Annotated in this window: 23 protein-coding genes and 1 tRNA gene; 17 read left to right on the top strand and 7 right to left on the bottom strand. The window is 63.2% G+C overall.

Going from position 1 to position 23,701, the window contains the following annotated elements; translation table 11 throughout:
- Positions 1–6: 6 nt before the first annotated feature.
- A complete protein-coding gene (locus CTR53_RS08445; protein WP_290811256.1) occupies positions 7–2,052 on the bottom strand; it encodes a methylmalonyl-CoA mutase family protein in 2,046 nt (681 codons plus the stop codon).
- A 261-nt stretch (positions 2,053–2,313) separates the two neighbouring features.
- Between CTR53_RS08445 and ccrA the strand changes: the two genes are divergently transcribed.
- Together ccrA and CTR53_RS08435 are read left to right on the top strand one after the other, a co-directional pair.
- Positions 2,314–3,651 (top strand): crotonyl-CoA carboxylase/reductase, encoded by a 1,338-nt coding sequence (ccrA, locus tag CTR53_RS08440; protein WP_290811253.1) that lies wholly within the window; start codon positions 2,314–2,316, stop codon positions 3,649–3,651.
- 82 nt (positions 3,652–3,733) lie between these two features.
- Positions 3,734–5,434, top strand: coding sequence for an acyl-CoA dehydrogenase family protein (locus tag CTR53_RS08435; RefSeq protein ID WP_290811251.1), 1,701 nt, complete (start codon positions 3,734–3,736; stop codon positions 5,432–5,434).
- On the opposite strand, the gene CTR53_RS08430 is transcribed toward CTR53_RS08435, so the two are convergent.
- Complete coding sequence (locus tag CTR53_RS08430) at positions 5,431–6,375, bottom strand: threonine/serine dehydratase (protein WP_290811248.1); 945 nt, start codon at positions 6,373–6,375, stop codon at positions 5,431–5,433. The two genes, CTR53_RS08435 and CTR53_RS08430, sit on opposite strands and share 4 nt — an antisense overlap.
- 67 nt (positions 6,376–6,442) lie before the next feature.
- Between CTR53_RS08430 and CTR53_RS08425 the strand changes: the two genes are divergently transcribed.
- The 8 genes from CTR53_RS08425 (at position 6,443) to CTR53_RS08390 (ending at position 13,710) form a co-directional block, all read left to right on the top strand.
- Positions 6,443–6,754, top strand: coding sequence for a helix-turn-helix domain-containing protein (locus tag CTR53_RS08425; RefSeq protein WP_290811245.1), 312 nt, complete (start codon positions 6,443–6,445; stop codon positions 6,752–6,754).
- 87 nt (positions 6,755–6,841) lie between these two features.
- The gene (locus CTR53_RS08420) at positions 6,842–7,039 is read left to right on the top strand and encodes a twin transmembrane helix small protein (protein WP_290811243.1); all 198 of its coding nucleotides are present in this window, start codon (positions 6,842–6,844) and stop codon (positions 7,037–7,039) included.
- Between the two features lie 9 nt (positions 7,040–7,048).
- Entirely contained in the window at positions 7,049–7,642 is a 594-nt protein-coding gene (locus CTR53_RS08415) for a cob(I)yrinic acid a,c-diamide adenosyltransferase (protein ID WP_290811240.1), read from the top strand.
- A gap of 214 nt (positions 7,643–7,856) precedes the next feature.
- Positions 7,857–9,236 carry a flagellar hook protein FlgE gene (locus CTR53_RS08410; RefSeq protein ID WP_290811237.1) on the top strand — a complete coding sequence of 460 codons (1,380 nt, stop codon included), beginning with the start codon at positions 7,857–7,859 and terminating at the stop codon, positions 9,234–9,236.
- A gap of 70 nt (positions 9,237–9,306) precedes the next feature.
- On the top strand, positions 9,307–10,734 hold the full coding sequence (gene flgK, locus CTR53_RS08405) for a flagellar hook-associated protein FlgK (protein ID WP_290811234.1): 1,428 nt from the start codon (positions 9,307–9,309) through the stop codon (positions 10,732–10,734).
- Between the two features lie 3 nt (positions 10,735–10,737).
- Positions 10,738–11,790 carry a flagellin gene (locus tag CTR53_RS08400; protein WP_290811231.1) on the top strand — a complete coding sequence of 351 codons (1,053 nt, stop codon included), beginning with the start codon at positions 10,738–10,740 and terminating at the stop codon, positions 11,788–11,790.
- Between the two features lie 115 nt (positions 11,791–11,905).
- Positions 11,906–13,285 carry a cysteine--tRNA ligase gene (gene cysS, locus CTR53_RS08395; RefSeq protein WP_290811228.1) on the top strand — a complete coding sequence of 460 codons (1,380 nt, stop codon included), beginning with the start codon at positions 11,906–11,908 and terminating at the stop codon, positions 13,283–13,285.
- Positions 13,282–13,710 (top strand): SufE family protein, encoded by a 429-nt coding sequence (locus CTR53_RS08390; protein ID WP_290811225.1) that lies wholly within the window; start codon positions 13,282–13,284, stop codon positions 13,708–13,710. Before cysS ends, CTR53_RS08390 begins: the two co-directional genes overlap by 4 nt.
- Here CTR53_RS08390 and CTR53_RS08385 read toward each other — a convergent pair.
- Complete coding sequence (locus tag CTR53_RS08385) at positions 13,707–14,162, bottom strand: iron-sulfur cluster assembly scaffold protein (protein ID WP_290811223.1); 456 nt, start codon at positions 14,160–14,162, stop codon at positions 13,707–13,709. The genes CTR53_RS08390 and CTR53_RS08385 overlap by 4 nt on opposite strands.
- Positions 14,163–14,312: 150 nt before the next feature.
- On the opposite strand from CTR53_RS08385, the gene hisI reads away from it, so the two are divergent.
- From hisI to CTR53_RS08370, 3 genes are all read left to right on the top strand, one after another.
- A complete protein-coding gene (hisI, locus tag CTR53_RS08380) occupies positions 14,313–14,774 on the top strand; it encodes a phosphoribosyl-AMP cyclohydrolase (RefSeq protein WP_290811220.1) in 462 nt (153 codons plus the stop codon).
- Between the two features lie 269 nt (positions 14,775–15,043).
- The gene (locus CTR53_RS08375; protein WP_290811217.1) at positions 15,044–15,637 is read left to right on the top strand and encodes a superoxide dismutase; all 594 of its coding nucleotides are present in this window, start codon (positions 15,044–15,046) and stop codon (positions 15,635–15,637) included.
- 71 nt (positions 15,638–15,708) lie between these two features.
- A complete protein-coding gene (locus CTR53_RS08370; protein WP_367158948.1) occupies positions 15,709–16,947 on the top strand; it encodes a cation:proton antiporter in 1,239 nt (412 codons plus the stop codon).
- An 11-nt stretch (positions 16,948–16,958) separates the two neighbouring features.
- Here the strand turns inward: CTR53_RS08370 and CTR53_RS08365 are convergent, their stop codons facing one another.
- Positions 16,959–17,390, bottom strand: coding sequence for a CBS domain-containing protein (locus tag CTR53_RS08365; protein WP_290811214.1), 432 nt, complete (start codon positions 17,388–17,390; stop codon positions 16,959–16,961).
- 508 nt (positions 17,391–17,898) lie between these two features.
- Between CTR53_RS08365 and CTR53_RS08360 the strand changes: the two genes are divergently transcribed.
- From CTR53_RS08360 to CTR53_RS08350, 3 genes are all read left to right on the top strand, one after another.
- A tRNA-Ser gene (locus tag CTR53_RS08360) sits at positions 17,899–17,988 on the top strand.
- Positions 17,989–18,070: 82 nt separating this feature from the next.
- Complete coding sequence (locus CTR53_RS08355; protein WP_290811211.1) at positions 18,071–19,087, top strand: LLM class flavin-dependent oxidoreductase; 1,017 nt, start codon at positions 18,071–18,073, stop codon at positions 19,085–19,087.
- A gap of 23 nt (positions 19,088–19,110) precedes the next feature.
- On the top strand, positions 19,111–19,326 hold the full coding sequence (locus CTR53_RS08350; RefSeq protein WP_290811208.1) for a SlyX family protein: 216 nt from the start codon (positions 19,111–19,113) through the stop codon (positions 19,324–19,326).
- 45 nt (positions 19,327–19,371) lie between these two features.
- On the opposite strand, the gene CTR53_RS08345 is transcribed toward CTR53_RS08350, so the two are convergent.
- The 3 genes from CTR53_RS08345 to xylF are packed head-to-tail and all read right to left on the bottom strand — an operon-like array spanning position 19,372 to position 22,512.
- Positions 19,372–20,154 carry an ATP-binding cassette domain-containing protein gene (locus CTR53_RS08345; RefSeq protein ID WP_290811205.1) on the bottom strand — a complete coding sequence of 261 codons (783 nt, stop codon included), beginning with the start codon at positions 20,152–20,154 and terminating at the stop codon, positions 19,372–19,374.
- 10 nt (positions 20,155–20,164) lie between these two features.
- Complete coding sequence (locus CTR53_RS08340) at positions 20,165–21,424, bottom strand: sugar ABC transporter permease (protein WP_290811202.1); 1,260 nt, start codon at positions 21,422–21,424, stop codon at positions 20,165–20,167.
- 38 nt (positions 21,425–21,462) lie between these two features.
- Positions 21,463–22,512 (bottom strand): D-xylose ABC transporter substrate-binding protein, encoded by a 1,050-nt coding sequence (gene xylF / locus CTR53_RS08335; RefSeq protein WP_290811199.1) that lies wholly within the window; start codon positions 22,510–22,512, stop codon positions 21,463–21,465.
- Positions 22,513–22,703: 191 nt separating this feature from the next.
- Between xylF and CTR53_RS08330 the strand changes: the two genes are divergently transcribed.
- Positions 22,704–23,471 carry an SDR family NAD(P)-dependent oxidoreductase gene (locus tag CTR53_RS08330; protein WP_290811196.1) on the top strand — a complete coding sequence of 256 codons (768 nt, stop codon included), beginning with the start codon at positions 22,704–22,706 and terminating at the stop codon, positions 23,469–23,471.
- Positions 23,472–23,701: the final 230 nt, after the last annotated feature.

The raw sequence follows: 23,701 nt of genomic DNA, 5'->3' as shown, positions 1-23,701 counted from the left end.
GGCGGATTATGCCGCTTTCGACCAGCTGCGGTCCACCAGCGCGACGATGGCACGCATGATCTGGGTCAAATTGAAGTCCTTCGGCGTGAACACACCGGCGATGCCCGACGCCTTCAGCCGCGCTTCATCCTCCGGCGGGATGATGCCGCCGACCACCACCGGTACGCCGCCGATGCCCTCAGACCGCATGCGCTGCATCACGTCGGTGGCGAGTTCGACATGGCTGCCCGACAGAATCGACAGACCGACGAGATGCACACCTTCTTCCAGCGCCGCGGCGACGATCTGCTCCGGCGTCAGACGGATGCCTTCGTAGACCACTTCCATGCCGCAATCGCGTGCCTTCACGGCGATCTGCTCGGCGCCGTTCGAATGGCCATCGAGACCCGGCTTGCCGACCAGCAGCTTGACCGGCCGGCCGAGGCGTTTGGCGACAGCCTTCACTTCCTCGCGCAGCTCGTCCATGCCGTCATTGCTCAGCGCACCGCTGGCGGCCGAGACACCCGTCGGTGCGCGATATTCGCCGAAGACCTTGCGCAAGGTGGCCGCCCATTCGCCGGTGGTGACGCCGGCCTTGGCGGCGGTGATGCTGGGTTCCATGATATTGCGGCCGTCGCGGGCTGCAGCTTCGAGATCCTTCAGCGCCGCCGCCACCGCCGCCTGATCGCGTTTGGCACGCCACTCTTTCAGCCGCGCGATCTGCTCGCTCTCGGCGGCGGCATCCACCGTCATGATCGCACCACCCTCGGTGCCGACCAGCGGCGACGGCGCGCTTTCGGTGAACTTGTTGACGCCGACGACGGTAATGCCGCCGGTCTCGATGCCGCGCACGCGCGCCGTATTGCTCTCGACCAGAGCCTGTTTGAGATAGCCGCTCTCGACCGCCTGGATCGCGCCGCCCATATCCTCGATGCGCTTCAGCTCGGCCCGTGCAGCGTCTTTCAGCTCATTGACCTTGGCGTCGATGGCCGGGTTGCCATCGAACAGATCGCCATATTCCAGCAGGTCGGTTTCATAGGCGACGATCTGCTGCAGGCGTAGCGACCATTGCTGGTCCCACGGGCGCGGCAGGCCGAGCGCCTCGTTCCAGGCCGGCAACTGCACGGCGCGGGCGCGGGCTTTTTTCGACAGCACCACGGCCAGCATTTCGAGCAGGATGCGATAGACATTGTTTTCCGGCTGCGGCTCGGTCAGGCCGAGCGAATTGACCTGCACGCCATAGCGGAACATCAGCGCCTTCGGATCGGTGACGCCATAGCGCTCGCGGCCGATCTCTTCCCAGAGATCGACGAAGGCGCGCATCTTGCAGATTTCGGTGACGAACCGAATCCCGGCATTGACGAAGAAGCTGATGCGACCGAAGGCCTGCGCGAAATCCTCCGGCGGTACCTGGCCCGAGGCCTTCACGGCATCCAGCACCGCGATCGCCGTGGCAAGCGCATAAGCCAGTTCCTGCACCGGCGTGGCGCCGGCTTCCTGCAGGTGATAGCTGCAGACGTTGGTGGGATTCCACTTGGGCAGTTCGCGATAGGTGAAGGCGATCACGTCGGTGATCAGCCGCATCGAGGCTGCCGGCGGATAGATATACGTGCCGCGCGACAGATATTCCTTGATGATGTCGTTCTGCACCGTGCCGTTCAGGTCGGCGCGCTTCGCGCCCTGTTCCTCGGCGACGGCGATATACAGTGCCAGCAACCAGGCGGCCGGCGCATTGATGGTCATCGAGGTGTTCATCTGCGCCAGCGGGATCTGGTCGAACAGCACCCGCATGTCGCCGAGATGGCTGATCGGCACGCCCACCTTGCCCACCTCGCCGCGCGCCAGCACATGGTCGCTGTCGTAACCGGTCTGTGTCGGCAGGTCGAAGGCCACCGACAGACCGGTCTGTCCACGGCCCAGGTTGGTGCGATACAGCTCATTCGAGGCCGTGGCCGAGGAATGGCCCGAATAGGTGCGGAACAACCAGGGCTTTTCCCGGTTATTGTCAGACCCTTTTTCGCGTGTGCGAAGAGAGTCAGCCTTGCCGGCATCGGTCGGGCGAGTCGCAGACATAATTTTATTCCGAGTCAAGTTGACGTTAGGATATTTAGTTTCTCGTTGCGTCAGGCTTGAGAAATAACATAACCTGTGCTGCATTGCAAAACGATCTTGCCATTTTTTCGCCACTGCAAAAAGATAGGCCAAGGTCTTGCCAGGTACCGTCTCGCGGCGCTGCACAAGGCTAATCCCGGCCCGTGCGGCCCAACAAGACCAGAAATGACGCCTGCGGTGACAATCGTGAGCGTAATAGGGAAACAACGAGGGAGTTTCGTCATGTCGAATGCGGGTGGATCGGTTGTCACGCTGGCGACCAATAACGGTGCCCCGGCCGGTCAGGCCGCAGCTCCCTCCAAGGGTGGCGCGCTGAAGGACCTCTATGAGGTCGGCGAAATTCCGCCGGTCGGCCATGTGCCGAAGCAGATGTATGGCTGGGCGATCCGTCGCGAGCGCCACGGGCCGCCGGAAGAGTCGATGCAGCTGGAAGTCCTGCCGACGCCCGAGATCGATGCCGACGAAGTGCTGATCCTCGTGATGGCCGCCGGCGTGAACTACAACGGCGTCTGGGCTGGCCTCGGCGTGCCGATCTCGCCCTTCGACGTGCACAAGGCCGAATATCACATCGCCGGCTCGGATGCCTCGGGTATCGTCTACAAGGTCGGCCGCCGCGTGAAGCGCTGGAAGGTCGGCGATGAAGTCATCGTCCATTGTAACCAGGATGACGGCGACGACGAGGAGTGCAACGGCGGCGACCCGATGAATTCGCCAACGCAGCGCATCTGGGGCTACGAGACTCCGGACGGCAGCTTTGCGCAGTTCGCCCGCGTGCAGTCGCGCCAGCTGATGCCGCGCCCCAAGCACCTGACCTGGGAAGAGAGCGCCTGTTATACGCTGACGCTCGCCACCGCCTATCGCATGCTGTTCGGCCACCGTCCGCATATTCTGCGGCCGGGCCAGAATGTGCTGGTCTGGGGCGCCGCCGGCGGCCTCGGCTCGATGGCGATCCAGCTGATCGCCATTTCCGGTGCCAATGCCATTGGCGTCATCTCGGATGACTCGAAGCGCGATTTCGTCATGAGCCTGGGCGCCAAAGGCGTGATCAACCGCAATAACTTCGACTGCTGGGGCCAGTTGCCGCCGGTGATGGATACCGAGAAATACGGCGAGTACATGAAGAAGTGCCGTGCTTTCGGCAAGGCGATCTGGGACATCACCGGCAAGGGCAACGATGTCGATTTCGTCTTCGAGCATCCCGGCGAGCAGACCTTTCCGGTCTCCTGCTTCGTGGTGAAGCGCGGCGGCATGGTGGTGTTCTGCGCCGGCACCACCGGCTTCAACATCACCTTCGATGCGCGGTTTGTATGGATGCGCCAGAAACGCATCCAGGGCAGCCACTTCGCCAACCTGCTGCAGGCCAGCCAGGCCAACCAGTTGGTGATCGAACGCCGCCTCGATCCCTGCATGTCAGAAGTGTTCAGCTGGGCCGATATCCCGCGCGCCCATACCAAGATGTGGAAGAACCAGCACAAGCCCGGCAATATGGCCGTGCTGGTCAGCGCCAAGGTGCCGGGCCTGCGCACCCTTGAAGATGCAATCGAAGCAGGGAATTCATAATCCCTCTCGATGCTGACCGGCTGGCGGGGGAGACTTCGCCAGCCGACATTCTTTATTCCGATTTTCAAGAACGAGCTTCCGCATGTCCGCTGCCCCGAAACCCACTCCTGTCACTGATAGTCTGGTGATCGCCGACCTGCTGCCGACCTGCGGCAAGGCGCTGGAGGCGGCCGAGCAGCTGCTGGCCCATGCCACGGCGGCGGTGGCGCAGCTGGTGCGCGACGCGAATGGCAATATCGACAGCACCAGGCTGGAAGACGAGCAGTATGCCACGCATGGCCTCGCCTGGCTCGCGACCTATGTGGCGACGCTGAAGGAAAGCCTGCACTGGGCCGAGCGCATCAAGGCCGATGGCAAGCAGCGCGAACTCGAGCAGCTGATCCTGCAGGCCGGCTTCGGCGAATATCTCGCGCAGATGCAGGGCGGCATCAGCATGAGCCAGGTGGAAATCTGCCGCCTGTCCGACCTCGGCGTGGCCGCGGAAGCCCAGCAGGCGCTGCTGACGCCGGCCGTGAAGACGCTGATTGCCAGCGGCAACACGCCGCCGGTGCGCAGCCGTATCGCCGAGCTGGTCAAAGACGGCCTCGATACCGGTGACTTCGGCGAACTCGGCCTGGATGAAACCATGGCCATGGTGCGCGAACAGTTCCGCCGCTTCGGCGAAGACAAGGTCATCCCCTACGCACATGACTGGCACCGCAAGGATGAATTCATCCCGATGGCGGTCGTCGACGAGATGGCCGAACTTGGCGTCTTCGGCCTCACCATTCCGGAAGAATACGGCGGCCATGGTCTGGGCAAGACCGCCATGTGCGTCGTTTCGGAAGAACTCAGCCGCTGCTATATCGGCGTCGGCAGCCTCGGTACCCGCGCCGAGATCGCCGCCGAGCTGATCCTGCGCGGTGGCACCGAGGAGCAGAAGAAGCAGTGGCTACCGAAGCTCGCATCCGGCGAGACGCTGCCGACCGCCGTCTTCACCGAGCCGAATACCGGCTCGGACTTGGGTTCGCTGCGGACACGCGCGGTCAGGGACGGCGATGTCTACAAGGTGACCGGCAACAAGACCTGGATCACGCATGCCGCGCGCACCGACCTGATGACCCTGCTGGTGCGCACCGATCCGAACGAGAAGAGCTACAAAGGCCTTTCGATGTTCCTGGCCGAGAAGCCGCGCGGCGACGATGCCAATCCCTTCCCGGCCCAAGGCATGACCGGCGGCGAGATTGAAGTGCTCGGCTATCGCGGTATGAAGGAATACGAAATCGGCTTCGACGGTTTCGAGGTGAAGGCCGAGAATCTGCTGGGCCAGCGCGAGGGCCAGGGTTTCAAGCAGCTGATGGAAACATTCGAGTCAGCCCGCATCCAGACCGGCGCGCGTGCGCTCGGTGTCGCGCAATGCGCGCTGGAGCTTGGCCTGAAATACGCCAACGAGCGCGTGCAGTTCGGCAAGCCGATCTACAGCTTCCCGCGCGTGCATGGCAAGATCGCCTGGATGGTGGTGGAAACCATGCTGGCGCGGCAGCTGTGCTATTTCGCCGCGCGCGAAAAGGACCAGGGCCGCCGCTGCGACCTGGAAGCCGGCATGGCCAAGCTGCTGGCCGCGCGTATCGCCTGGGCCAATGCCGACAACGCCCTGCAGGTGCATGGTGGCAACGGCTATGCCGAGGAATATCCGATCAGCCGCGTGCTGTGCGACGCGCGCATCCTCAACATCTTCGAGGGCGCTGCCGAGATCCAGGCACAGGTGATCGCCCGCCGCCTGCTGGAAACGCGGAATGGCTAGTTCATAAAGTCCGTGCTGGTCGGGTTGCTGCCGCAGACCAGCACAGCGACCTTCTCCCTCGGCTTCGGCACATAGCGGCCCGACAGCAGCGCGGCGAAAGCAGCTGCACCCCCGGGTTCGGCCACCAGCCGCAGCTTTTCCCACAGCGCCTTCTGCGCGTCGCGGATCGCATCATCCGTCACCAGCACGGACTCCGCCACGCCCTTCTGCGCAATCGGAAACATCAGGCTGCCGATCATTTTGGGGGCGAGTGAGTCTGCTGCGATACCACCGGCGGGCGCCTCCACCGGCTTGCCGGCCTTGAGCGCCATGTTCAGCGTCGGCGCCGCTTCCGGCTCCACAGCCACCACTTTCACCTTGCCGCCATACCAGGCGGCGATACCGCCGATCAGCCCGCCGCCGCCAACCGCGACCAGCAGCGTGTCGATCTCCGGCACCTGCTCTTCCAGCTCCAGCCCGACACTGCCCTGGCCGATCAGGGTTTCCGGCTGGTCATAGGCATGGATCGCCAGCGCGCCGCTTTTTTTCAGCCAGACCTCGCTGGCCGCCAGCGCATCGGCATAGCGGTCGCCACCCACCACCAGATCGGCGCCGTAGCTTTTGATCTTCGCGATCTTCATCGGCGCAGCGATGCTGGGCACGAAAATCTTGGCCGGCACTTTCAGCACCATGGCAGCATAGGCCACGGCCGCCCCGTGATTGCCGCCCGAGGCCGCCACCACCCCGGCGGCCGGTACCTTGCCGGCCAGAAGCCCGGTGAAAGCGCCGCGCGGTTTGAAGGAGCCGGAATGCTGCAGCAGTTCGAGCTTGAGCTGCAGGCTCCCGACCGGCAGGCCGAAATCCGACCCCGCCACCGCCATCACCGGCGTGCGCCGTATATAAGGTGCGATCTTGGGATAGTTGGCAGCGATGGCGGCGCGGTCGACAGAGATAGATGTCATGGGTATCCCGGCAGGCAGATGAAACAGGCTGGCTTGACTATAATTAGGGAAATGGCTAATTGACAATATGGCTTCGGAGCAAAATACGCTTGCCGTCTTCCGGGCGCTGGCCAGCGCCCGCCGTCTGGCCATCCTCGACTGGCTGCGCGACCCGACAGAGCATTTCCCGCCGCAGAGCGACGGCGACCTGGTGCGGGACGGGGTCTGCGGCCTGCTGATCGCGGAAAAGCTGGGCGTGAGCCAGCCAACCGCCAGCGAGCATCTGAAAATCCTGGTCCAGGCCGGCCTGCTGCGCGGCAAGCGGATCAGGCAGTGGACCTTCTATCGCCGCGACGAAACCGCACTCACCCAGCTGAAACAGGGCCTGCGCGACCTCTAAGCCTGCGGCGGCCATCCCTTGCGGCGGATTGCCGCCGAGGGGTGCTGAGACTTGGACCTGCCCGGCCGGACCCTATATTCTCAGGCCATGCAGAATTTCGTCCAGTACCTGATCCCGGCCTTTGCAGTCGCCACCTTCGCGGTGCTCTGCGTCGGCATCTATGCGCTGTTCCGCGGCGGCCAGTTCAACCGGTCGTATTCGAACAAGCTGATGCGCTGGCGCATCCTGCTGCAGTTCATTGCCATCATCCTGATCGGCATTGCCAGTTTCGCCTTCCGCAACTGAGGCTGTCGCATGGTTAAGCTCGACCGGATCTACACCCGCGGTGGCGACAAGGGCATGACCTCGCTGGGCAACGGCGAGCGCGTGCCCAAGCATGACCTGCGGGTGGAAGCCTTCGGCGCCGTGGACGAAGCCAATGCCGCCATCGGTCTGGCCCGGCTGCATACCCGCCCCTCGGAGGATGACGGCACCGACCTGGATGCCATGCTGTCGCGCATCCAGAACGACCTGTTCGACCTGGGTGCCGACCTCTGCACCCCGGAAGAGGAAGAAGAGAATCCGCGCCAGCGCCCTGCCCTGCGGATGGCACAGGTGCAGGTCGACCGGCTGGAAGCCGAGATCGACGCCATGAATGCCCGGCTCAGCGCGCTGACATCTTTTATACTGCCCGGCGGGAGCCCGGCGGCCGCCTACCTGCACCTGGCCCGCACCATCGCCCGGCGGGCAGAGCGGCTGGTCACCGCCCTGCAGGATGCCGAACGCATCAACCCGGCCGCGCTCAGCTATATCAATCGCCTGTCCGACCATCTCTTCGTCGCCGCCCGCCATGCCAACCAGGACGGCGCCGGCGACGTGCTCTGGGTGCCGGGACTGAACCGCGGCTGAGGCTCCCCGGTCGATCCTGGCCGCCGGTCATGCCCGGCAAAATCTGCCGTGCCGGACCCGGCAAGACGGCGACACGGCAGAAGCTGCCGCGTTAACCCAGTTCCGAAATATTGTGATTTCCCCTGCAATAATAATGCATTAGCCAGCCAACCCAAAACTGGCACGGCGCTTGCTCCTCCTAAGCCAAATCAGTTTCCAGCCCAGGAGGGGTGTTATGTCAATTAGTGGCGCTTTGCAGACCTCGATCACCGGCCTGAATGGTCAGTCCGCGGCGATCGGCTTCATCTCGGACAACGTCGCGAACGCGAGCACCATCGGCTACAAGAAGGTGGAATCGCGGTTCCAGACCCTGGTGACGCAGTCGAGCGCCCAGGCGAATACGCACTCGCCCGGCGGCGTGCTGAACCAGCCTTTCTTCGCCAACAATTCACAGGGCGCGATCCAGCAGGTGTCCTCCACCACCTCGATCGCCCTGGTCGGCGGCGGCTTCATCCCGGTCTCCAAGAAGAACGGCACCGACGGCTCCACCGGCCTGCCGACTTTTGAGACCACCAGCTACTTCACCCGCGTCGGCGACTTCAACCAGAACAGCGATGGTTTTCTGGTGAACTCCTCGGGCTACTTCCTGCGCGGCTGGCCGATCGATCCGGTCACCGGCGTGGTCGACAGTTCGGCGACCGAGGAAGTGCGCGTGTCCAACCTGCTTGACGCACCCGTCGCGACCAGCATCGTGGACTACGCCGCCAACCTGCCTTCCAACGCCCTGGACACGTCGGGCACGCTGCCGGCCACCCTGCCGGCCAGTTCGATCCAGATCTTCGACGCGCTGGGCAATGCCCGCACGCTGAACCTGACCTGGACCCGCACCAGCAACAACGCCTGGGAACTGGCGCTGAATGCCCCCGGCGCGGATACCACCGCCTCCACCGTCGCCTTCGGTCCGATCACCGTGACGTTCGGCGGTTCGATCGCCGGCACGAACATCGCGCCCGGCACCATCGCCACGCTTGGCGCCGCCGACGGCACCACCCCCTCTGGCGCCGGCGCCGGCGCCCTTTTGGGTTCGGCAGCCACCGCGGTTGACGACGATGCCTCGATCAGCTTCAGCATCGACTACGGCTCGGGCGGCCAGACTATCCGCCTCGACCTGGGCTCCTACGGCAACTCGCTCGGCACCACGCAGTATGCCGGCGATACGCTGACGCTGAACAACTTCCAGCAGAACGGCGTGCCGCAGGGTAACTTCAAGAACCTTGCGATCGACCAGGACGGCTTCGTCTCGGTCACCTTCGACAACGGCAACGTCAAACAGTTCTACCAGATCCCGGTGGCCAAGTTCCGCGATCCGACCGAACTGGACCGTGTCGGGGGTAACGCCTTCGTCGAAACGCCAAGCTCCGGTGCTGCGGTTCTGACGCAGTCGGGTGCGAGCGGCGCGGGCGACTATGTGTCCGCCGCCATCGAAGGCTCGAACGTCGATATCGCGGATGAGTTCGCCAAGCTGATCGTCGCCCAGCGCACCTACTCGGCCAATGCCCGGCTGATCACCGCTGCCGACGAACTGCTGCAGGAAACCATCAATATCCGCCGCTAAGCCTGAACTGACGGCCGGACGCTAACCCCGCCCGGCCGTCGTAACCGCCCCCCAGGAAAGGTTCTGTATCATGTCTCTGAGCGCCGCCCTCAACACTGCCGTCATCGGCCTGCAGACCCTGCAGAGCCAGACGCGCATTGCGGCGGGCAATGTCTCGAACGCACAGAACCCGAACTACACCCGCAAGGTTGCCACACTGACCACGCCGACGGCCGACGGTCTGCCGCAGGCAGCCCTCGTCTCCAGCGTCACCCGCGCCGTCGCCCCGGAAATCCAGCAGGACTTCTTCACTGCCAATGCCGACTATGGCCGCCTGGATATGCAGCTGGGCTATTCGAAGGAACTGGCCGAAGCGCTGGATGCCACCAATACCACCGGTGACCAGCCGACCATCCTGGCCATGATGACCCGCTTCGAAGATGCCTGGAAGCAGCTCGAAGCCACGCCGGAAAACAACGACCTCAAAAGCCTGGTGGTCCAGCGCGGCAGCGAACTCGCGTCCGAAATCCGCCGCCTGAACGGCCTGCAGTCTGAACTGCAGAACCGCGCCCAGCAGAATGTCCAGACCGACATCGAGGCCATCAATACTGCGACGGCCAAGGTTGCCGAACTGAACGGCAAGATCGCTTCGCTGAAAGCCGCCGGCACACCGGTCGGCGATCTGGAAGATCTGCGCGATGCCGAGATCAAGCGCCTGTCCGACAAGGTCGGTATCCGCACTCTTGAGAACGATCGCGGCGAAACCTTCGTCTATACCGAAGGCGGCGTTCAGCTGGTCGGCACGACCGCGCAGAAATTCGAGTATGTCGAGACTGCCAATCCGCCCGCCTACCCCCAGGCCGGCATCTACCTGCAGGGCTCCAGCACCGACGTAACCGGTGGCTTCCTGAACGGTTCGACGCGCGCCTCGCTGGATTATCTCGACGTGACCGCCAGTGCGCTGGCCTCGACGGATCCGAATGTCGGCTCACTGTCGAAATTCTTCAACCAGCTCGACACGTTCGCCGCCAATCTGGCCGACGTGGTGAATACCGCTTACGGCGGCGTATTCTTCGACTACAGCGCCCCGGTCGGCACGCCGCCGGACGAGGCTGGCCTGCTTGTGGTTGAAGCAGGCGTTGTGGCCGATCCGAGCACGCTGGATGCAACCGTGGCCGGCACCGTCCAGCAGGCGATGCGCAATACCACGATGAACAATGCGCAGATCAACCGCTCCACGGACCCGAACGGCCTGGTCGTCGCCAACGTCAATATCTTCGGTATTGCGAACAGCATCCTGTCCTACCAGGCGCGCGCCGCCGCCGATAACGAGCTGCAGCGCGACACCTCGGAACGCCTGCAGCACACGCTGGACCAGAAATTCCGCAATATCACCGGCGTGAACATCGACGACGAGCTTGCGCAGCTGCAGCTTCTGCAGAACAATTACGCCGCGCTGGCCAATGTCATGAACACGATCACGCAGATGTTTGACACGCTCGTCAACATCGGGAGGTAAGTCATGGTCGCACTCGTAGGCACTACCCAATACGCCACCCAGCTTGATGTAACCCGTAATATACGGCTGCTGAACCTGCAGCTGAACAAGCAGAACCAGCAGCTGGCCGATGGCCGTTATGCCGATGGCCTGATCGGCGTTTCGCAGCGCGCCCAGGAACTGGGCAACCTGAAATCCGAAATCGGCACGGTCAACAATTACAAGAGCGCGATCCAGTCGGCGTCGAACCGCACCAACCTCTATGCCATCACGATCGAGGAGATCATCGATATCGCCGTCGAGGCGCAGGATACGATGATCAAGAACCGCGACCCGTATTTCGCCACAAGCTCCGCGCCGGATGTGCAGGCGAATCTGCTGCTCGACCGCATCGGCGGCCTGTTGCAGACCAAGGACGGTGACCGCTACCTGTTTGCCGGCACCAATTATACCCAGAGCCCGATCAATGGCACGCTCTCGGGCATGGGCGTTATCTACGGCGCCAATGCCGTCCCGGGCGTCGACTACGATCCCTTCACGGCCTTCACGGCGCCGGCTGGTTTTCCCGGTACCAGCCAGTATGCCACGGCAAACGATTTCTACATCAACCCGAACGCGACGGCACCGGGCACCTATGACGCTTTCTACGACACGACCAGCACGACGCTCTATACCGACGACAATGAGCAGTTGAGCTACGGCGTCTCGGCCGCAGAAGGCGGTTTCCAGATTCTGGTCGATGCCATCATACGTTTCCGCGATGCCGCCCAGGACATCGCCGGTAATCCGGAAAACTATCAGGCCCGCGTCGACCAGGCCCGCAGCCAGCTCAACGAGGCGATTTCCTCGCTGAAGTCGATTGCCTCGCGCAACGGCTACAAGCAGCAGCAGCTGACCGAGGTGATGGAGCGCCATGACCGCGCGCTGGACGTGCTGAAGGTGCGCGTCGGCAGCATCGAGAATGTCGATATCGGCGAGGTTTCGGTGAACATCAAGAACCTGCAGACCACGCTGGAGGCGTCCTACGTGATCACGCGCGACAGCCTGCAGCTCTCGCTGGTCAACTACCTCCGCTAAGAGGCTTTTCCCGCTCTTTTGACCGGCCGGCCTTCTCGGACTGGGGGGAGTAATCCGCCGGTTGCGATTCCGGCACCATTCCCTATATTCCGGGCCATAAGCACGGGCCCCGGAAATGGACATTCAGCTCTACAATACCCTCACCCGCCAGAAGGAAGTCTTCCAGCCGCTCGATCCGCAGCGGGTGACGATGTATGTCTGCGGGCCCACCGTTTACAACTACGCCCATATCGGCAACGCCCGCCCGGCCGTGGTGTTCGACACGCTCTACCGCCTGCTGCAGAAAAACTTCCCGCAGGTGGTCTACGCCCGCAATGTCACCGACGTGGACGACAGGATCAACAAGGCCGCCAAGGACCAGGGCGTGCCGATCAGTGCGATCACTGAAAAGTATCTCGCGGTCTACCATGCCGACATGGACGCGCTCGGCGTGCTGCCGCCGGGCATCGAGCCCAAGGTGACCCAGCATATCGACGCGATCATCAGCATGATCGAACGGCTGATCGCCAACGGCCATGCCTATGAAAAGGATGGCCAGGTGCTGTTCCATGTGCCCTCCTTCAAGAAGTATGGCCAGCTGTCGCGCCGCGACCGCGACGAGATGATCGCCGGCGCGCGCGTCGATGTCGCCGCCTACAAGCGCGACCCGGCCGACTTCACCCTGTGGAAGCCGTCGGATGCCGAGATGACCGGCTGGGACAGCCCCTGGGGCCGCGGCCGGCCGGGCTGGCATATCGAATGCTCGGCCATGATCGAACGCAGCTTCGGCATCGGCCCGATCGACCTGCATGGCGGCGGCCATGACCTGATCTTCCCGCACCATGAAAACGAGCTGGCGCAGAGCACCTGCGCCCATAACGGTGCGCAGTTCTGCCGCACCTGGATGCATAACGGCTTCGTCAACATCAATGCCGAGAAGATGTCGAAGTCGCTCGGCAATGTGACGCTGGTGCATGACCTGCTGAAGCTGGCGCCCGGCGAGGCATTGCGGCTGGTGCTGCTGTCGGCGCATTACCGCCAACCGCTCGACTGGACCGAGAACGCCGTGAGGGATGCGCGGACCCAGCTGGACCGCCTCTATCGCGCGCTGGACTCGCTGAAGGATGTGCAGGCCATCGCAACGGCTGCGCCGGCCGCTTTCATGGCCGCACTGGCCGACGACCTGAACACGCCGAAGGCGCTGGCCGAACTGCATCAGATCGCCAATGCGGCCAACAAGGCCACCGATCCGGCCGAACGCGCGCGCCTGAAGGGCGAACTGGTTGCCGCCGGCTGGCTGATCGGGCTGCTGCAGCAGGATCCGGCGGCATGGCTGAAAGGTGGCACCGATGCCGATGTGGACGCGGCTGCGATCGAAGCCCTGATCGCCGAACGCAAGGCGGCGCGCGCCCGCAAGGACTGGGCTGAGTCGGATCGCATCCGTGACGAACTGGCAGCGCGCGGCATCCTGCTGGAAGACAAGGCCGGCGAAACCACCTGGCGGGTCGCATCATGAGTGAGACCGACATCAAGGCGGTGCAGGACGAGATCATCGAGGATTTCAGCCTCTTCGACGACTGGATGGACCGCTACCGTTTCCTGATCGATCTGGGCCGCGCTTTGCCGCCCTATCCCGACGAATTGCGCACCGACGACTGGCGCGTGAAGGGCTGCATCAATCGTGCCTGGCTGCATGGCGAGGCGCGCGACGGCCGCGTCTATTATCAGGCGAGCAGCGAGTCCGAGATCGTCGCCGGGCTGATCGCGTTGCTGTTGAAGGTCTATTCCGGCCGCAAGCCGCAGGAGATCGTCGATACCCCGCCCGACTTCCTGCAGAAGATCGGCGTGTGGGAAAACATCACGTCCAACCGCATCAACGGCCTGAATGGCATGATCGGGCTGATCCAGAATGTGGCGAAAGCGGAGCTGAAGACCGCTTAAGCCCTCCTGCTGGCCTCAATCTGATCGATCGCCTTCACGGCGGCCTCAAAGGGCAGCAACACGGCATTGTGTCGGGCCTTGTGTTCACGCACCGGCACCAGCACCTCCAGGTCGCTGAAAACCCCACCGGCAAAATCCGCGTCCGGTGGCGGACCGTTATCCTTGAGCATGCTGCGCATCACCCCAACCAGTTGGCGCAGTGTGGCGGCATCCTGGCCGACGATATGCTGGCCCAGGATGCTGGCCGCCGCCTGGCCCAGCGCGCAGGCCCGTACCTGCTGGCCGTAGGCCGCCACGCGGCCCTGGTCGTCCAGATTGAGGTCGACCGTGATCCGGCTGCCGCAGAGCGGGCTGTGATGGGTCACCGTGGCATGAGGTGCCGCCAGCCGCTCGGTCTGGCCGATATGTGCCGCAAAATTAAGGATTTTTTCGTTGTAGAGGGCATTCAGCATGGGCTTAGGCTACTCCTCGGGCGGCCACGGTGCACTGCCTTGAGGCCCCATTGCCTTGAAGCAGGGGCCACCCGACGATATATAACGGCCCATCTTTCAAGAGCAATCCGGGCGGCCACCCTTCAGGCCCGACCGGCAGGAGCAAAGCCCGTGTTCGCCAAGCGTGTTTCGATTGAGCAGGTTGAAGAAGGCAGGGATCTGGCGCCGAAATTCGATGCCGACGGCCTGATCGCCTGCGTCACCACCGCCGCCGAAAGCGGCGAGGTTCTGATGCTGGGCTACATGAATGCCGAGGCCCTGCAGAAGACCATCGAAACCGGCGAGGCGCATTACTACAGCCGCAGCCGCAAGGTGCTGTGGCACAAGGGCGCTACCTCCGGCCTGGTGCAGAAAGTGGTCGAGATGCGTATCGACGACGACCAGGATGCCGTCTGGCTGCGCGTGAAGATTCCGGGCGATGCCTCCTGCCATGTCGGCTATCGCTCCTGCTTCTACCGCTCGGTGCCGACCGGCGCAGCAGCCGACCAGGTCGAACTGACCTTCGAAGAGAAGGAAAAGATGTTCGACCCGAAGGCGGTCTACGGCGACGCGCCCAATCCGACGATCCTGTAAGGCCGACCATTCTCTGAGCCGCAGCGTTCCGACGCCGAACGCGTCGCAGACATAGCGACGCTGGCCTCGCCGCTCGATTCTACGACTGAAATTTGTGCAACTTTTGATGCGCGTCGGCGTTATTTCCGCGTCGCGGGGCAATCAACTGGCGTCGACCGGCCAAGGTGAAGTGTCCTTCATATTGCCGCAGCCATGCCCGATGTCCTATATCAGCCAAGTCTCGAAATCAGTTCCGTCCCGGACGACCAGCCAAGAACGAGGAGTCGAAGATGACCGCCCCCTTCACCATGAAGCCCCTGCCCTATGCCGATAATGCCCTGGATCCGGTCATCACCGCCCAGACCATCGGCTTCCACTATGGCAAGCACCACACCACCTATCTCAACACGCTGAACAAGCTGGTGGGCGAGGATGCATCGCTGCAGGGCAAAAGCCTGGTCGAGATCATCAAGGCGGTGCACGGCAAGAGCGACAAGGCCGCCGTGTTCAACAATGCGGCCCAGGTCTGGAACCATGACTTCTACTGGGACAGCCTGAAGCCCAATGGCGGCGGCAAGCCCACCGGCCGCATCGCCGACCTGATCAAGGACAGCTTCGGCGACTACGACAAGTTCAAGACCGATTTCGCCCAGACCGGCGTCACCCAGTTCGGCTCGGGCTGGGCCTGGCTCTGCCTGGAAGGCGGCAAGCTGGTGTTCAAGAAGACCGGCAATGCCGAGAACCCGCTGCATATGAACGGCGTCACCCCGCTGCTGACGCTGGATGTGTGGGAACATGCCTATTATCTCGACTGGCAGAACCGGCGCCCCGACCATCTGAATGCCTGCATNNTTTTTCATGCCGGGCTTTTCATAAATCCCTAAGACATTCGCCGCTACAAAGCAGGGGATAAAAAGGCGCCAGTTGCGCCCCATTGCCAAAGGACAGTTCGATTATGCCGCATGACGCACCGCTCATCACGATGCTGGCGCTTGCCTTCGTGATCGCGTTTGTCTTCGGCATGGTCGCCCAGAAATTCCGGCTGTCGCCGCTGGTCGGCTATCTGCTGGCCGGCATTGCCGTCGGACCCCATACGCCCGGTTTCGTCGCCGATACCGTACTGGCGCAGCAACTGGCCGAGATCGGCGTCATCCTTCTGATGTTCGGCGTCGGCCTGCATTTCTCACCCGCCGACCTGATGCGGGTGCGCTGGATCGCCATTCCCGGCGCGCTGGCGCAGATCGTGGTCGCCACCCTGCTCGGCTTCGCGGTGGCGCAGGTTTTCGGCTGGGGCCTGGGCGGCGGCCTGGTCTTCGGCCTGGCATTGTCGGTGGCCAGCACCGTGGTGTTGCTGCGCGCACTGGAAAGCCGCAACGAGGTGGACAGCGACCAGGGCCGCATCGCCGTCGGCTGGCTGCTGGTGGAAGACATCCTGATGATTGCAGCCCTGCTGCTGCTGCCGGCCTTTGCCGACCTGCTGGCCGACCGGCCGAGCAGCGGCAGCGACAGCCTGGCCTACAGCCTGCTGATGACGGTGGTGAAGATATCGTTGTTCGCGGCGCTGGCGCTGGTAGTGGGGCGCCGTGTCATTCCCTGGCTGCTGCAGCATGTCGCCGATACCGGCTCGCGCGAGCTGTTCACCCTCGCCGTGCTGGCCTGCGCGCTGGGGATCGCCTTCGGCGCAGCCATGCTGTTCGACGTGTCATTTGCACTCGGCGCATTCTTCGCCGGCGTGATCATGAACGAGTCGGATTTCAGCCACGATGCCGCGCAGCGCTCGTTGCCCTTCCAGGATGCCTTCGCCGTGCTGTTCTTCGTCTCGGTCGGCATGCTGTTCCGCCCCAGCATCATCTTCGAGGCGCCGCTGGCGGTGCTGGCCGTGCTGCTGATCATCCTGCTGGGCAAGTCGGTGGCGGCCTTCCTGATCGTGCTGGCCTTCCGCCACCCGCTTACCTCGGCGCTGACGATTTCCGCCAGCCTGGCGCAGATCGGCGAATTCTCCTTCATCCTGGCCGGACTTGGCGTGTCCTACGGCCTGCTGCCGCCCGAGGGTCGCGATCTGATCATGGCCGGCGCGCTGCTGTCGATCTCGCTCAACCCGCTGCTGTTCCGCGCCCTGGAGCCGGTCGAAGCCTGGCTGCGCGCAAGACCCGACCTGCTGCGCAAGCTCGGCTCCGAGGAACACAAAGACTGAAGCACGTCCGTTCAGCCGGTGGCGATATAGTGCCGCAGCGCCTCGGCTTCCATTTCGGTGTCGGCGATGCGGCGTTTGACCACGTCGCCGATCGAAATCATGCCGATCAGCTTGCCGCTATCCACGACAGGCAGATGGCGGATGCGGCGCTTGGTCATCAGATGCATGACATCCTCGATGGTGTCATGGCTGGAACAGACCATCACATTCCGCGTCATGATGGTGTCGGCGCTCTGCTGCAAGAGGTCAGTGCCGATCATCGCCAGGCCGCGCACGATGTCGCGTTCCGACAGGATGCCGGCGATGCCGCCATCGCCCCGCAGCACCATCACCGCGCCGATCCCCTTGTCGGCCAGTTTCTGGCAGACGGCCTCGATGCCGTCATCGGGCCGGACGCTGATCACCCCGGGCACCTTGTCCTTGAGTATTGCCGCAACGGTCATGGTGTTTCCTCCTGGATTGCCCGCACTGCGGCGGGCCTGTGCGCTATCGATCCGTAACAGTCCTCTCCTGCCAAACGTCGCAGCCGACGGCCGGGTTCAGGTGCCAGATTGCAAAGAGCGGCGCCGCAACGAACGGCGCTGTGATGAATTGCGGGTGCGGAATGACGACCGCAGCGGCCGGCAGGCCATTGCGGCTGGGGCATTTGCGGGCGTGGTCAGGCCCAAACCGACCTTTTGTACCGGTGCTCATGCGGCCTCCCGGTTCTGGCGCCGCCGAACCTGCCTGCTGGCAGTATAAACGGCGCCTAAACAGTCTCGGACAAGGCCGGGGCGATGACAAGGCCATTCGAAACGGCCCTGCAAAGGCTGTTTCAAGTGCCTGAAGCGGCTCCAGCTTTGCCGTGATTCAGCAGGTCGCCCAAGGCCTTGCGGGCAGGGAGCGGTTCAGTTAAGGTCCGCGCCGTTTTCGACCCCCGGCCGTGGTTTGCACCTTCAGCCGGTTCCTCGCGGAGAGGTGCCAGAGTGGTCGATCGGGGCGGTCTCGAAAACCGTTGTGCGTGCAAGCGTACCGTGGGTTCGAATCCCACCCTCTCCGCCAGTATTCTCCCCAAGATATTGAAGACGCTGATATTTGCATCAGATCTTGTTCTGCACTCATACATTCCCGCAGGCACACCTTCATGAAGAAGATCGGCTTCTTATCCTTTGGCCATTGGTCGGAATCGCCTGGGTCAGAGGCGCGGTCGGCGCAGGACGTGCTTTTGCAGTCCATCGATCTGGCGGTCGCCGCTGAAGAACTTGGCGCCGATGGCGCGTATTTCCGTGTCCACCATTTTGCCCGCCAGCTTGCCTCGCCCTTCCCGCTTCTCGCCGCCGTCGGCGCGCGGACGCAGCGGATCGAGATCGGCACTGCCGTCATCGACATGCGGTATGAAAATCCCCTCTACATGATCGAGGATGCCGGCGCCGCCGACCTGATTGCCGGCGGCCGTCTGCAGCTTGGCATCAGCCGCGGCTCGCCCGAACAGGTGATCGATGGCTGGCGCCATTTCGGGTATGCACCGGCCGAAGGCGAGAGCGATGCCGATATGGGCCGCCGCCACGGCGAGGTGTTTCTGTCGCTCCTGAGCGGCAAAGGTTTTGCCCGGCCCAACCCGCGCCCAATGTTTGCCAATCCGCCGGGGCTGCTGCGGCTTGAACCTCATTCGGAAGGTTTGCGTGACCGCATCTGGTGGGGCTCTGCCTCCGACGCCACCGCCGTCTGGGCAGCACAGCAGGGGATGAACCTGCAAAGCTCGACCCTGAAGGCCGACGAGACCGGCGAACCTTTCCATATCCAGCAGGCCAACCAGATCCGGCGCTATCGCGAAGCCTGGAAAGCAGCGGGGCATACGCGGACACCGCGCGTCTCCGTCTCGCGCTCGATCTTTGCGCTGGTCAACGATCTCGACCGTACCTATTTCGGTCGCGACACCAGCAGCGACCAGGTCGGCGTCATCGACAATATGCGGGCCATATTCGGCCGCTCCTACGCAGCCGAGCCGGAGCAGTTGATCGAGGCACTCAAAAGCGATGAAGCGATTGCCGAAGCCGACACCCTGCTGCTGACCGTGCCCAATCAGCTGGGCGTTGCCTACAACGCCCATGTCATCGAGACCATTCTCACGCAGATTGCGCCGGCGCTTGGCTGGCGCTGAGTTTCTGACGTAAAGGATAAATCATGGTGGACGACAACGTCGCGGCGCGGGTCAACGCACTTGAGGAGCGTGTCGCATACCAGGATGAGACAATCGAGGCCTTAAACCAGACCATTACCAAACAATGGGCTCAGATCGATAATTTAACGCGACTGGTCAAGGCCCTGAGCGACGGGATGCGCGACATCGAAGCAAAGGCAATCCAGGGGCCCGGAACCGAACGCCCGCCGCATTATTGATCGGATGCCAGCGCCGCTTCGAACTTGCAGAAGCGGGCGGCAGATCTAGCGTACCGCTCCCGGCCCCGGCGTGGCGCTGGGCGGGCATTTGCCCAGGATGATCATCCCGAGCACTTCATCCTTGGTGACATTGGCAACGCGCACCGAACCGACCACCCGGCCGTTTTTCATCACGAAGACCCGATCTGCCAGATCGAAGACGTCATGAATGTCATGGCTGATCAGGAAAATGCCGATGCCCTCAGTCTTGAGTTGGCGAACCAGATCGGCGACTTGCTTTGTCTCGGCCGGGCCGAGGGCTGCGGTCGGCTCGTCCATGATCAGGATGCGGGCGTCGAAATGAATCGCCCGCGCGATGGCGACCGACTGGCGCTGCCCGCCTGACAACGCCCTGACCGGCATCTTGAAGCGATGGAAATGCGGGTTGAGGCGCGCCATCACCTTGCGGGTCTGCATTTCCATGGCGCCGTCGTCGAGCGTGCCCCAGCGCGTCAGCAACTCGCGACCGAGGAAGACATTCGCGGCAGCATCGACATTATCGGCCAGCGCGAGCGTCTGGTAGATCGTCTCGATGCCGTATTTCTTCGCGTCGGCCGGATTGCGGATCGATGCCGTCTGGCCATTCACGCGGATCTCGCCATCGTCAGGTTTGTAGGCGCCTGACAGGATCTTGATCAGCGTCGACTTGCCGGCACCGTTATGGCCGAGCAGCCCGACCACCTCGCCGGGGAACAGGTCCAGCGAGGCGCGATCCACCGCCTTCACGCCACCGAAGGCAATGGAGATGTCGCACATTTCGACAAGCGGCGACGCAACCGTATCTGCCATGGCCGTCCCCTTATCCGACGCGCCGCCGGAAAACGCCATCCACCCAGACGGCAAGCACCAGCACGCAGCCGACGACGATGTTCTGCAGCGGTGTCGGCATGTCGAGCAGCAGCATACCGGATTGCAGCGATCCCATCAGAACGGCACCCAGCATCGCACCATGGATGGTGCCGACGCCGCCGGCCAGCGAGGTTCCGCCGATCACCGTGGCGGCAATGACATAGAGTTCGTCAAAGGTGCCGGTGGCATTGGTGGCGGATTGCAGCCGCGCGGTGGAGATGCAGGCCGCCAGGCCGCAGAGCACACCCATCAATGTGAAGACCAGCATCTGGGTGCGTCGGGTACGGATGCCGGAAAGCTCTGCGGCTTCCGGATTGCCGCCGATGGCAAACAGATACCTGCCGAAGCGGGTCCGGATCGCCAGGAAGCTGACCAGGATGCCGGCGACGATGGCAATCAGTACCGGGATTGCATAGCCATGTGCGATCTGCACGCCGCCTTCGGGCCAGACCTGCCCGCTGGCTTCGACAATCCGCCGGGCGACCGAGACAGGGATGTAATAGGCATTGAAGATCCAGGTCACGCCGAGGATGGTAATGGCGACGACACCATAGATCGCCGCTTCCGACCAGGCCGGACGTATCGAGAAGCCGTAAGCGATGCGCCGGCGGCGCGCCAGCAGCATCAGCCCGATCACCAGCAGGGTTGTCACGATACCGATGGCCCAGCTCACAGGTGCTCCGACCGAACCCTTTATCCCGCCGCCGAGCATCTGGAAGCGGGCATCGATCGGTGCCACCGTCTGGCCCTGGGTCACCCACCAGGCCGCACCGCGCCAGACCAGCAGCCCGCCCAGCGTGACGATGAAGGACGACACACCGAGATAGGCGATGATGAAGCCCTGGATGGTGCCGATCAGACCGCCGATGCCAAGGCCGGCCAGCACGGCCACCAGCCAGATCCAGTGGTTGTCATAGCCCCAGCCGAGATCGACGGGGAGGAACCGCGCCTGTACCACGCCGACGATCATACCGGCGAAACCCAGGATCGATCCGACCGAAAGATCGATACTGCGGGTGACGATCACCAGCACCATGCCGCAGGACATGGTGGCGATCGACGCCGTCTGCACCGACAGATTCCACAGATTGCGCGGCGTGAGGAACAGGCCGCCGGTGAAATAATCGAAGCCGATCCAGACAAGGCCGAGGGCAGCGACCATGCCGACCAGGCGAATGTCGATCTCCAGCTTAGCCAGAAGGTCGTTCATCGCCGCAGCCCCCGTTCCCGCGTCGCGTCAGGTCCGCGTCAGCCGCAGGCCTTGACCGTGCCGGCTTTCACGCCCTGACAGACGGCGGCTTTGGTCGCCCAGCCGGCATCGATCACGACATTGAGGTTCTCTTTGGTGATTGCCACCGGCTTCAGCAGCCGTGCCGTCATCTTCACCTTCTTGGGTCCGTCGCCGAAGGTCGTTGAATTCGGGATCTCGGACAGCTTCTTGCCCGAGGCCAGGGCGACCGCGATCTCGGCGGCATTCTGGCCAAGCACGCGCGCATCCTTCCACACCGACACCGTCTGCGTGCCCAGCGCCACGCGGTTGAGCGCCGCCTTGTCGCCGTCCTGCCCCGACACCGGCACGGTGCCGGCCAGGCCCTGCGCCGTCAGAGCGGCGATGACGCCGCCGGCGGTACCGTCATTGGAGGCCACCACGGCATCGACCTTGTTGTTGTTGCGCGTCAGGATCTGCTCCATGTTTTTCTGCGCATTGGCCGGCAGCCACTGGTCGGTATAGGCCTCGCCGACATTCTTGATGTCGCCCTTGGCGATGGCCTCTTTCAGCACATCCTCCTGACCGGCGCGCAGGAAATCGGCATTGGGATCGGTGGAAGATCCCTTGATGAAGACGTAGTTGCCCTTCGGCTTGGCCATATGCACGGCGCGCGCCTGCAGGCGACCGACTTCACGGTTGTCGAAGGTGATGTAATAGACGCCCGGGATCTCGATCAGCCGGTCATAACCGACCACGGGTATGCCCTCCTGCGTCGCCCTCTCTACCGCCGGCCGGATCGCATCTGAATCCTGGGCCAGCACGATGAGCGCCTTTGCGCCGCGCGCGATCAACCCTTCGATATCGGTGAGCTGCTTGGCCGGCGAAGATTGCGCATCAGCCGAGATATACGTGCCGCCGGCCTTGGCGATCGCCGCCTTGATCGCGGCTTCGTCGGTCTTCCAGCGTTCCTCCTGAAAATTCGACCAGGATACGCCGATGGCGGCCTTTTGCGCCATGGCGCCCGTGCCGATACAGGCAAACAGCATGACAAGGGTAGCAATCGAAAGCAGCTTTGTGCTGAACCTCATGTTTTCCTCCTTGGCCTTCATCGCGGTCTGATTATGATTTTATGCAGCCGCGCCGCGCTGCGGCTTTATGTCCGCACTATAACTGCAATTGCCAAGGTGAGTTCCGGAACTTTCTCGAAGGCGTAGAGTTGGCCGGCGTTGTTGCAATGAAGCTGCATGTGCTCAAACATGTTTGGCATGGAGAAGCGAATATGACACTCACCGCAATCTACCCAAGCCTGAAAGACAAGGTCGTCTTCATTACAGGCGGCGGAAGTGGAATTGGCGCCTGCCTGGTGGAAGCCTTTGCCCGCCAGGGTGCGAAAGTCGCGTTCGTCGATATCGCCGTGCCTGCCAGCGAAGCCCTGGTCAAACGGCTGCGCGACGAGTCCTCCGCATCCGTTCTTTTCCTGCCCTGCGACATCACCGATATCGAGGCCCTGCGCCGCGCCATCGCGACGGTGCGCGAAAAGCTCGGCGATATCGGCGTGCTGCTCAACAATGCCGCCAACGACCAGCGTCACGCGACGCTGGAAGTTTCCGTCGACTACTGGAATGAGCGGATCGCGATCAACCAGAGACCGCAGTTCTTTGCCGCGCAGGCCGTGATCCCGCAGATGCAGGCTCTGGGTGGCGGCGTCATCCTCAACTTCGGTTCGGTCAGCTGGATGCTCAAGCAGGGCGGCATGGCCGCCTATACGATGGCAAAGGCCTCGGTGCAGGGGCTGACGCGATCGCTGGCGCGCGATTTCGGACACGACAATATCCGGGTCAATACCATCGTGCCGGGCTGGATCCTGACCGAACGCCAGGTCGAACTCTGGCTCGATCCCGAAAGCGACAAGGGGCGCCGCGCCGGCCAGTGTCTCGACATCCGCCTGCAGCCGCATCATGTGGCCGCAATGGCCCTGTTCCTCGCCGCCGACGACAGCAGCGGCTGCACGGCACAGGATTTCATCGTCGACGCCGGCTGGGCATAATTTCGTCCGGCGTGTGACCGCTCGCGGCAGACGGCAATGCCCCGATTTTGGGCAGGCCGTCGCCGGCTTTTGCCCAAATACTGTCCCGCAGCGGCGTAAGCCCCGGTTCGAGGGCACGATTTTGCAGTGCAGCGTCGCTGGCACGATCCCTGCTTTGCACAGGTCACTCAGGCCAACGGCGGTTTGAGCCCAGGCGCATCGATGGCGCCATCCGTGAAAATGGACAGGGG

Origin of the sequence: Ferrovibrio sp., assembly GCF_002796975.1 — a bacterium.
Classification (GTDB): domain Bacteria; phylum Pseudomonadota; class Alphaproteobacteria; order Ferrovibrionales; family Ferrovibrionaceae; genus Ferrovibrio.
This window is presented reverse-complemented; position numbering and strand designations above follow the sequence as displayed.

What these genes read in the sequence shown, in the direction of transcription:
- CTR53_RS08385 (WP_290811223.1), bottom strand. Translation starts at nt 14,162, where the DNA reads ATGCTGAATGCCCTCTACAACGAAAAAATCCTTAATTTTGCGGCACAT.
- CTR53_RS08355 (WP_290811211.1), top strand. Translation starts at nt 18,071, where the DNA reads ATGAAGAAGATCGGCTTCTTATCCTTTGGCCATTGGTCGGAATCGCCT.
- CTR53_RS08340 (WP_290811202.1), bottom strand. Translation starts at nt 21,424, where the DNA reads ATGAACGACCTTCTGGCTAAGCTGGAGATCGACATTCGCCTGGTCGGC.
- CTR53_RS08425 (WP_290811245.1), top strand. Translation starts at nt 6,443, where the DNA reads ATGGCTTCGGAGCAAAATACGCTTGCCGTCTTCCGGGCGCTGGCCAGC.
- CTR53_RS08445 (WP_290811256.1), bottom strand. Translation starts at nt 2,052, where the DNA reads ATGTCTGCGACTCGCCCGACCGATGCCGGCAAGGCTGACTCTCTTCGC.
- CTR53_RS08410 (WP_290811237.1), top strand. Translation starts at nt 7,857, where the DNA reads ATGTCAATTAGTGGCGCTTTGCAGACCTCGATCACCGGCCTGAATGGT.
- CTR53_RS08430 (WP_290811248.1), bottom strand. Translation starts at nt 6,375, where the DNA reads ATGACATCTATCTCTGTCGACCGCGCCGCCATCGCTGCCAACTATCCC.
- CTR53_RS08400 (WP_290811231.1), top strand. Translation starts at nt 10,738, where the DNA reads ATGGTCGCACTCGTAGGCACTACCCAATACGCCACCCAGCTTGATGTA.
- CTR53_RS08365 (WP_290811214.1), bottom strand. Translation starts at nt 17,390, where the DNA reads ATGACCGTTGCGGCAATACTCAAGGACAAGGTGCCCGGGGTGATCAGC.
- CTR53_RS08350 (WP_290811208.1), top strand. Translation starts at nt 19,111, where the DNA reads ATGGTGGACGACAACGTCGCGGCGCGGGTCAACGCACTTGAGGAGCGT.
- ccrA (WP_290811253.1), top strand. Translation starts at nt 2,314, where the DNA reads ATGTCGAATGCGGGTGGATCGGTTGTCACGCTGGCGACCAATAACGGT.
- cysS (WP_290811228.1), top strand. Translation starts at nt 11,906, where the DNA reads ATGGACATTCAGCTCTACAATACCCTCACCCGCCAGAAGGAAGTCTTC.
- xylF (WP_290811199.1), bottom strand. Translation starts at nt 22,512, where the DNA reads ATGAGGTTCAGCACAAAGCTGCTTTCGATTGCTACCCTTGTCATGCTG.
- CTR53_RS08420 (WP_290811243.1), top strand. Translation starts at nt 6,842, where the DNA reads ATGCAGAATTTCGTCCAGTACCTGATCCCGGCCTTTGCAGTCGCCACC.
- CTR53_RS08345 (WP_290811205.1), bottom strand. Translation starts at nt 20,154, where the DNA reads ATGGCAGATACGGTTGCGTCGCCGCTTGTCGAAATGTGCGACATCTCC.
- CTR53_RS08435 (WP_290811251.1), top strand. Translation starts at nt 3,734, where the DNA reads ATGTCCGCTGCCCCGAAACCCACTCCTGTCACTGATAGTCTGGTGATC.
- CTR53_RS08390 (WP_290811225.1), top strand. Translation starts at nt 13,282, where the DNA reads ATGAGTGAGACCGACATCAAGGCGGTGCAGGACGAGATCATCGAGGAT.
- CTR53_RS08330 (WP_290811196.1), top strand. Translation starts at nt 22,704, where the DNA reads ATGACACTCACCGCAATCTACCCAAGCCTGAAAGACAAGGTCGTCTTC.
- CTR53_RS08370 (WP_367158948.1), top strand. Translation starts at nt 15,709, where the DNA reads ATGCCGCATGACGCACCGCTCATCACGATGCTGGCGCTTGCCTTCGTG.
- CTR53_RS08415 (WP_290811240.1), top strand. Translation starts at nt 7,049, where the DNA reads ATGGTTAAGCTCGACCGGATCTACACCCGCGGTGGCGACAAGGGCATG.
- flgK (WP_290811234.1), top strand. Translation starts at nt 9,307, where the DNA reads ATGTCTCTGAGCGCCGCCCTCAACACTGCCGTCATCGGCCTGCAGACC.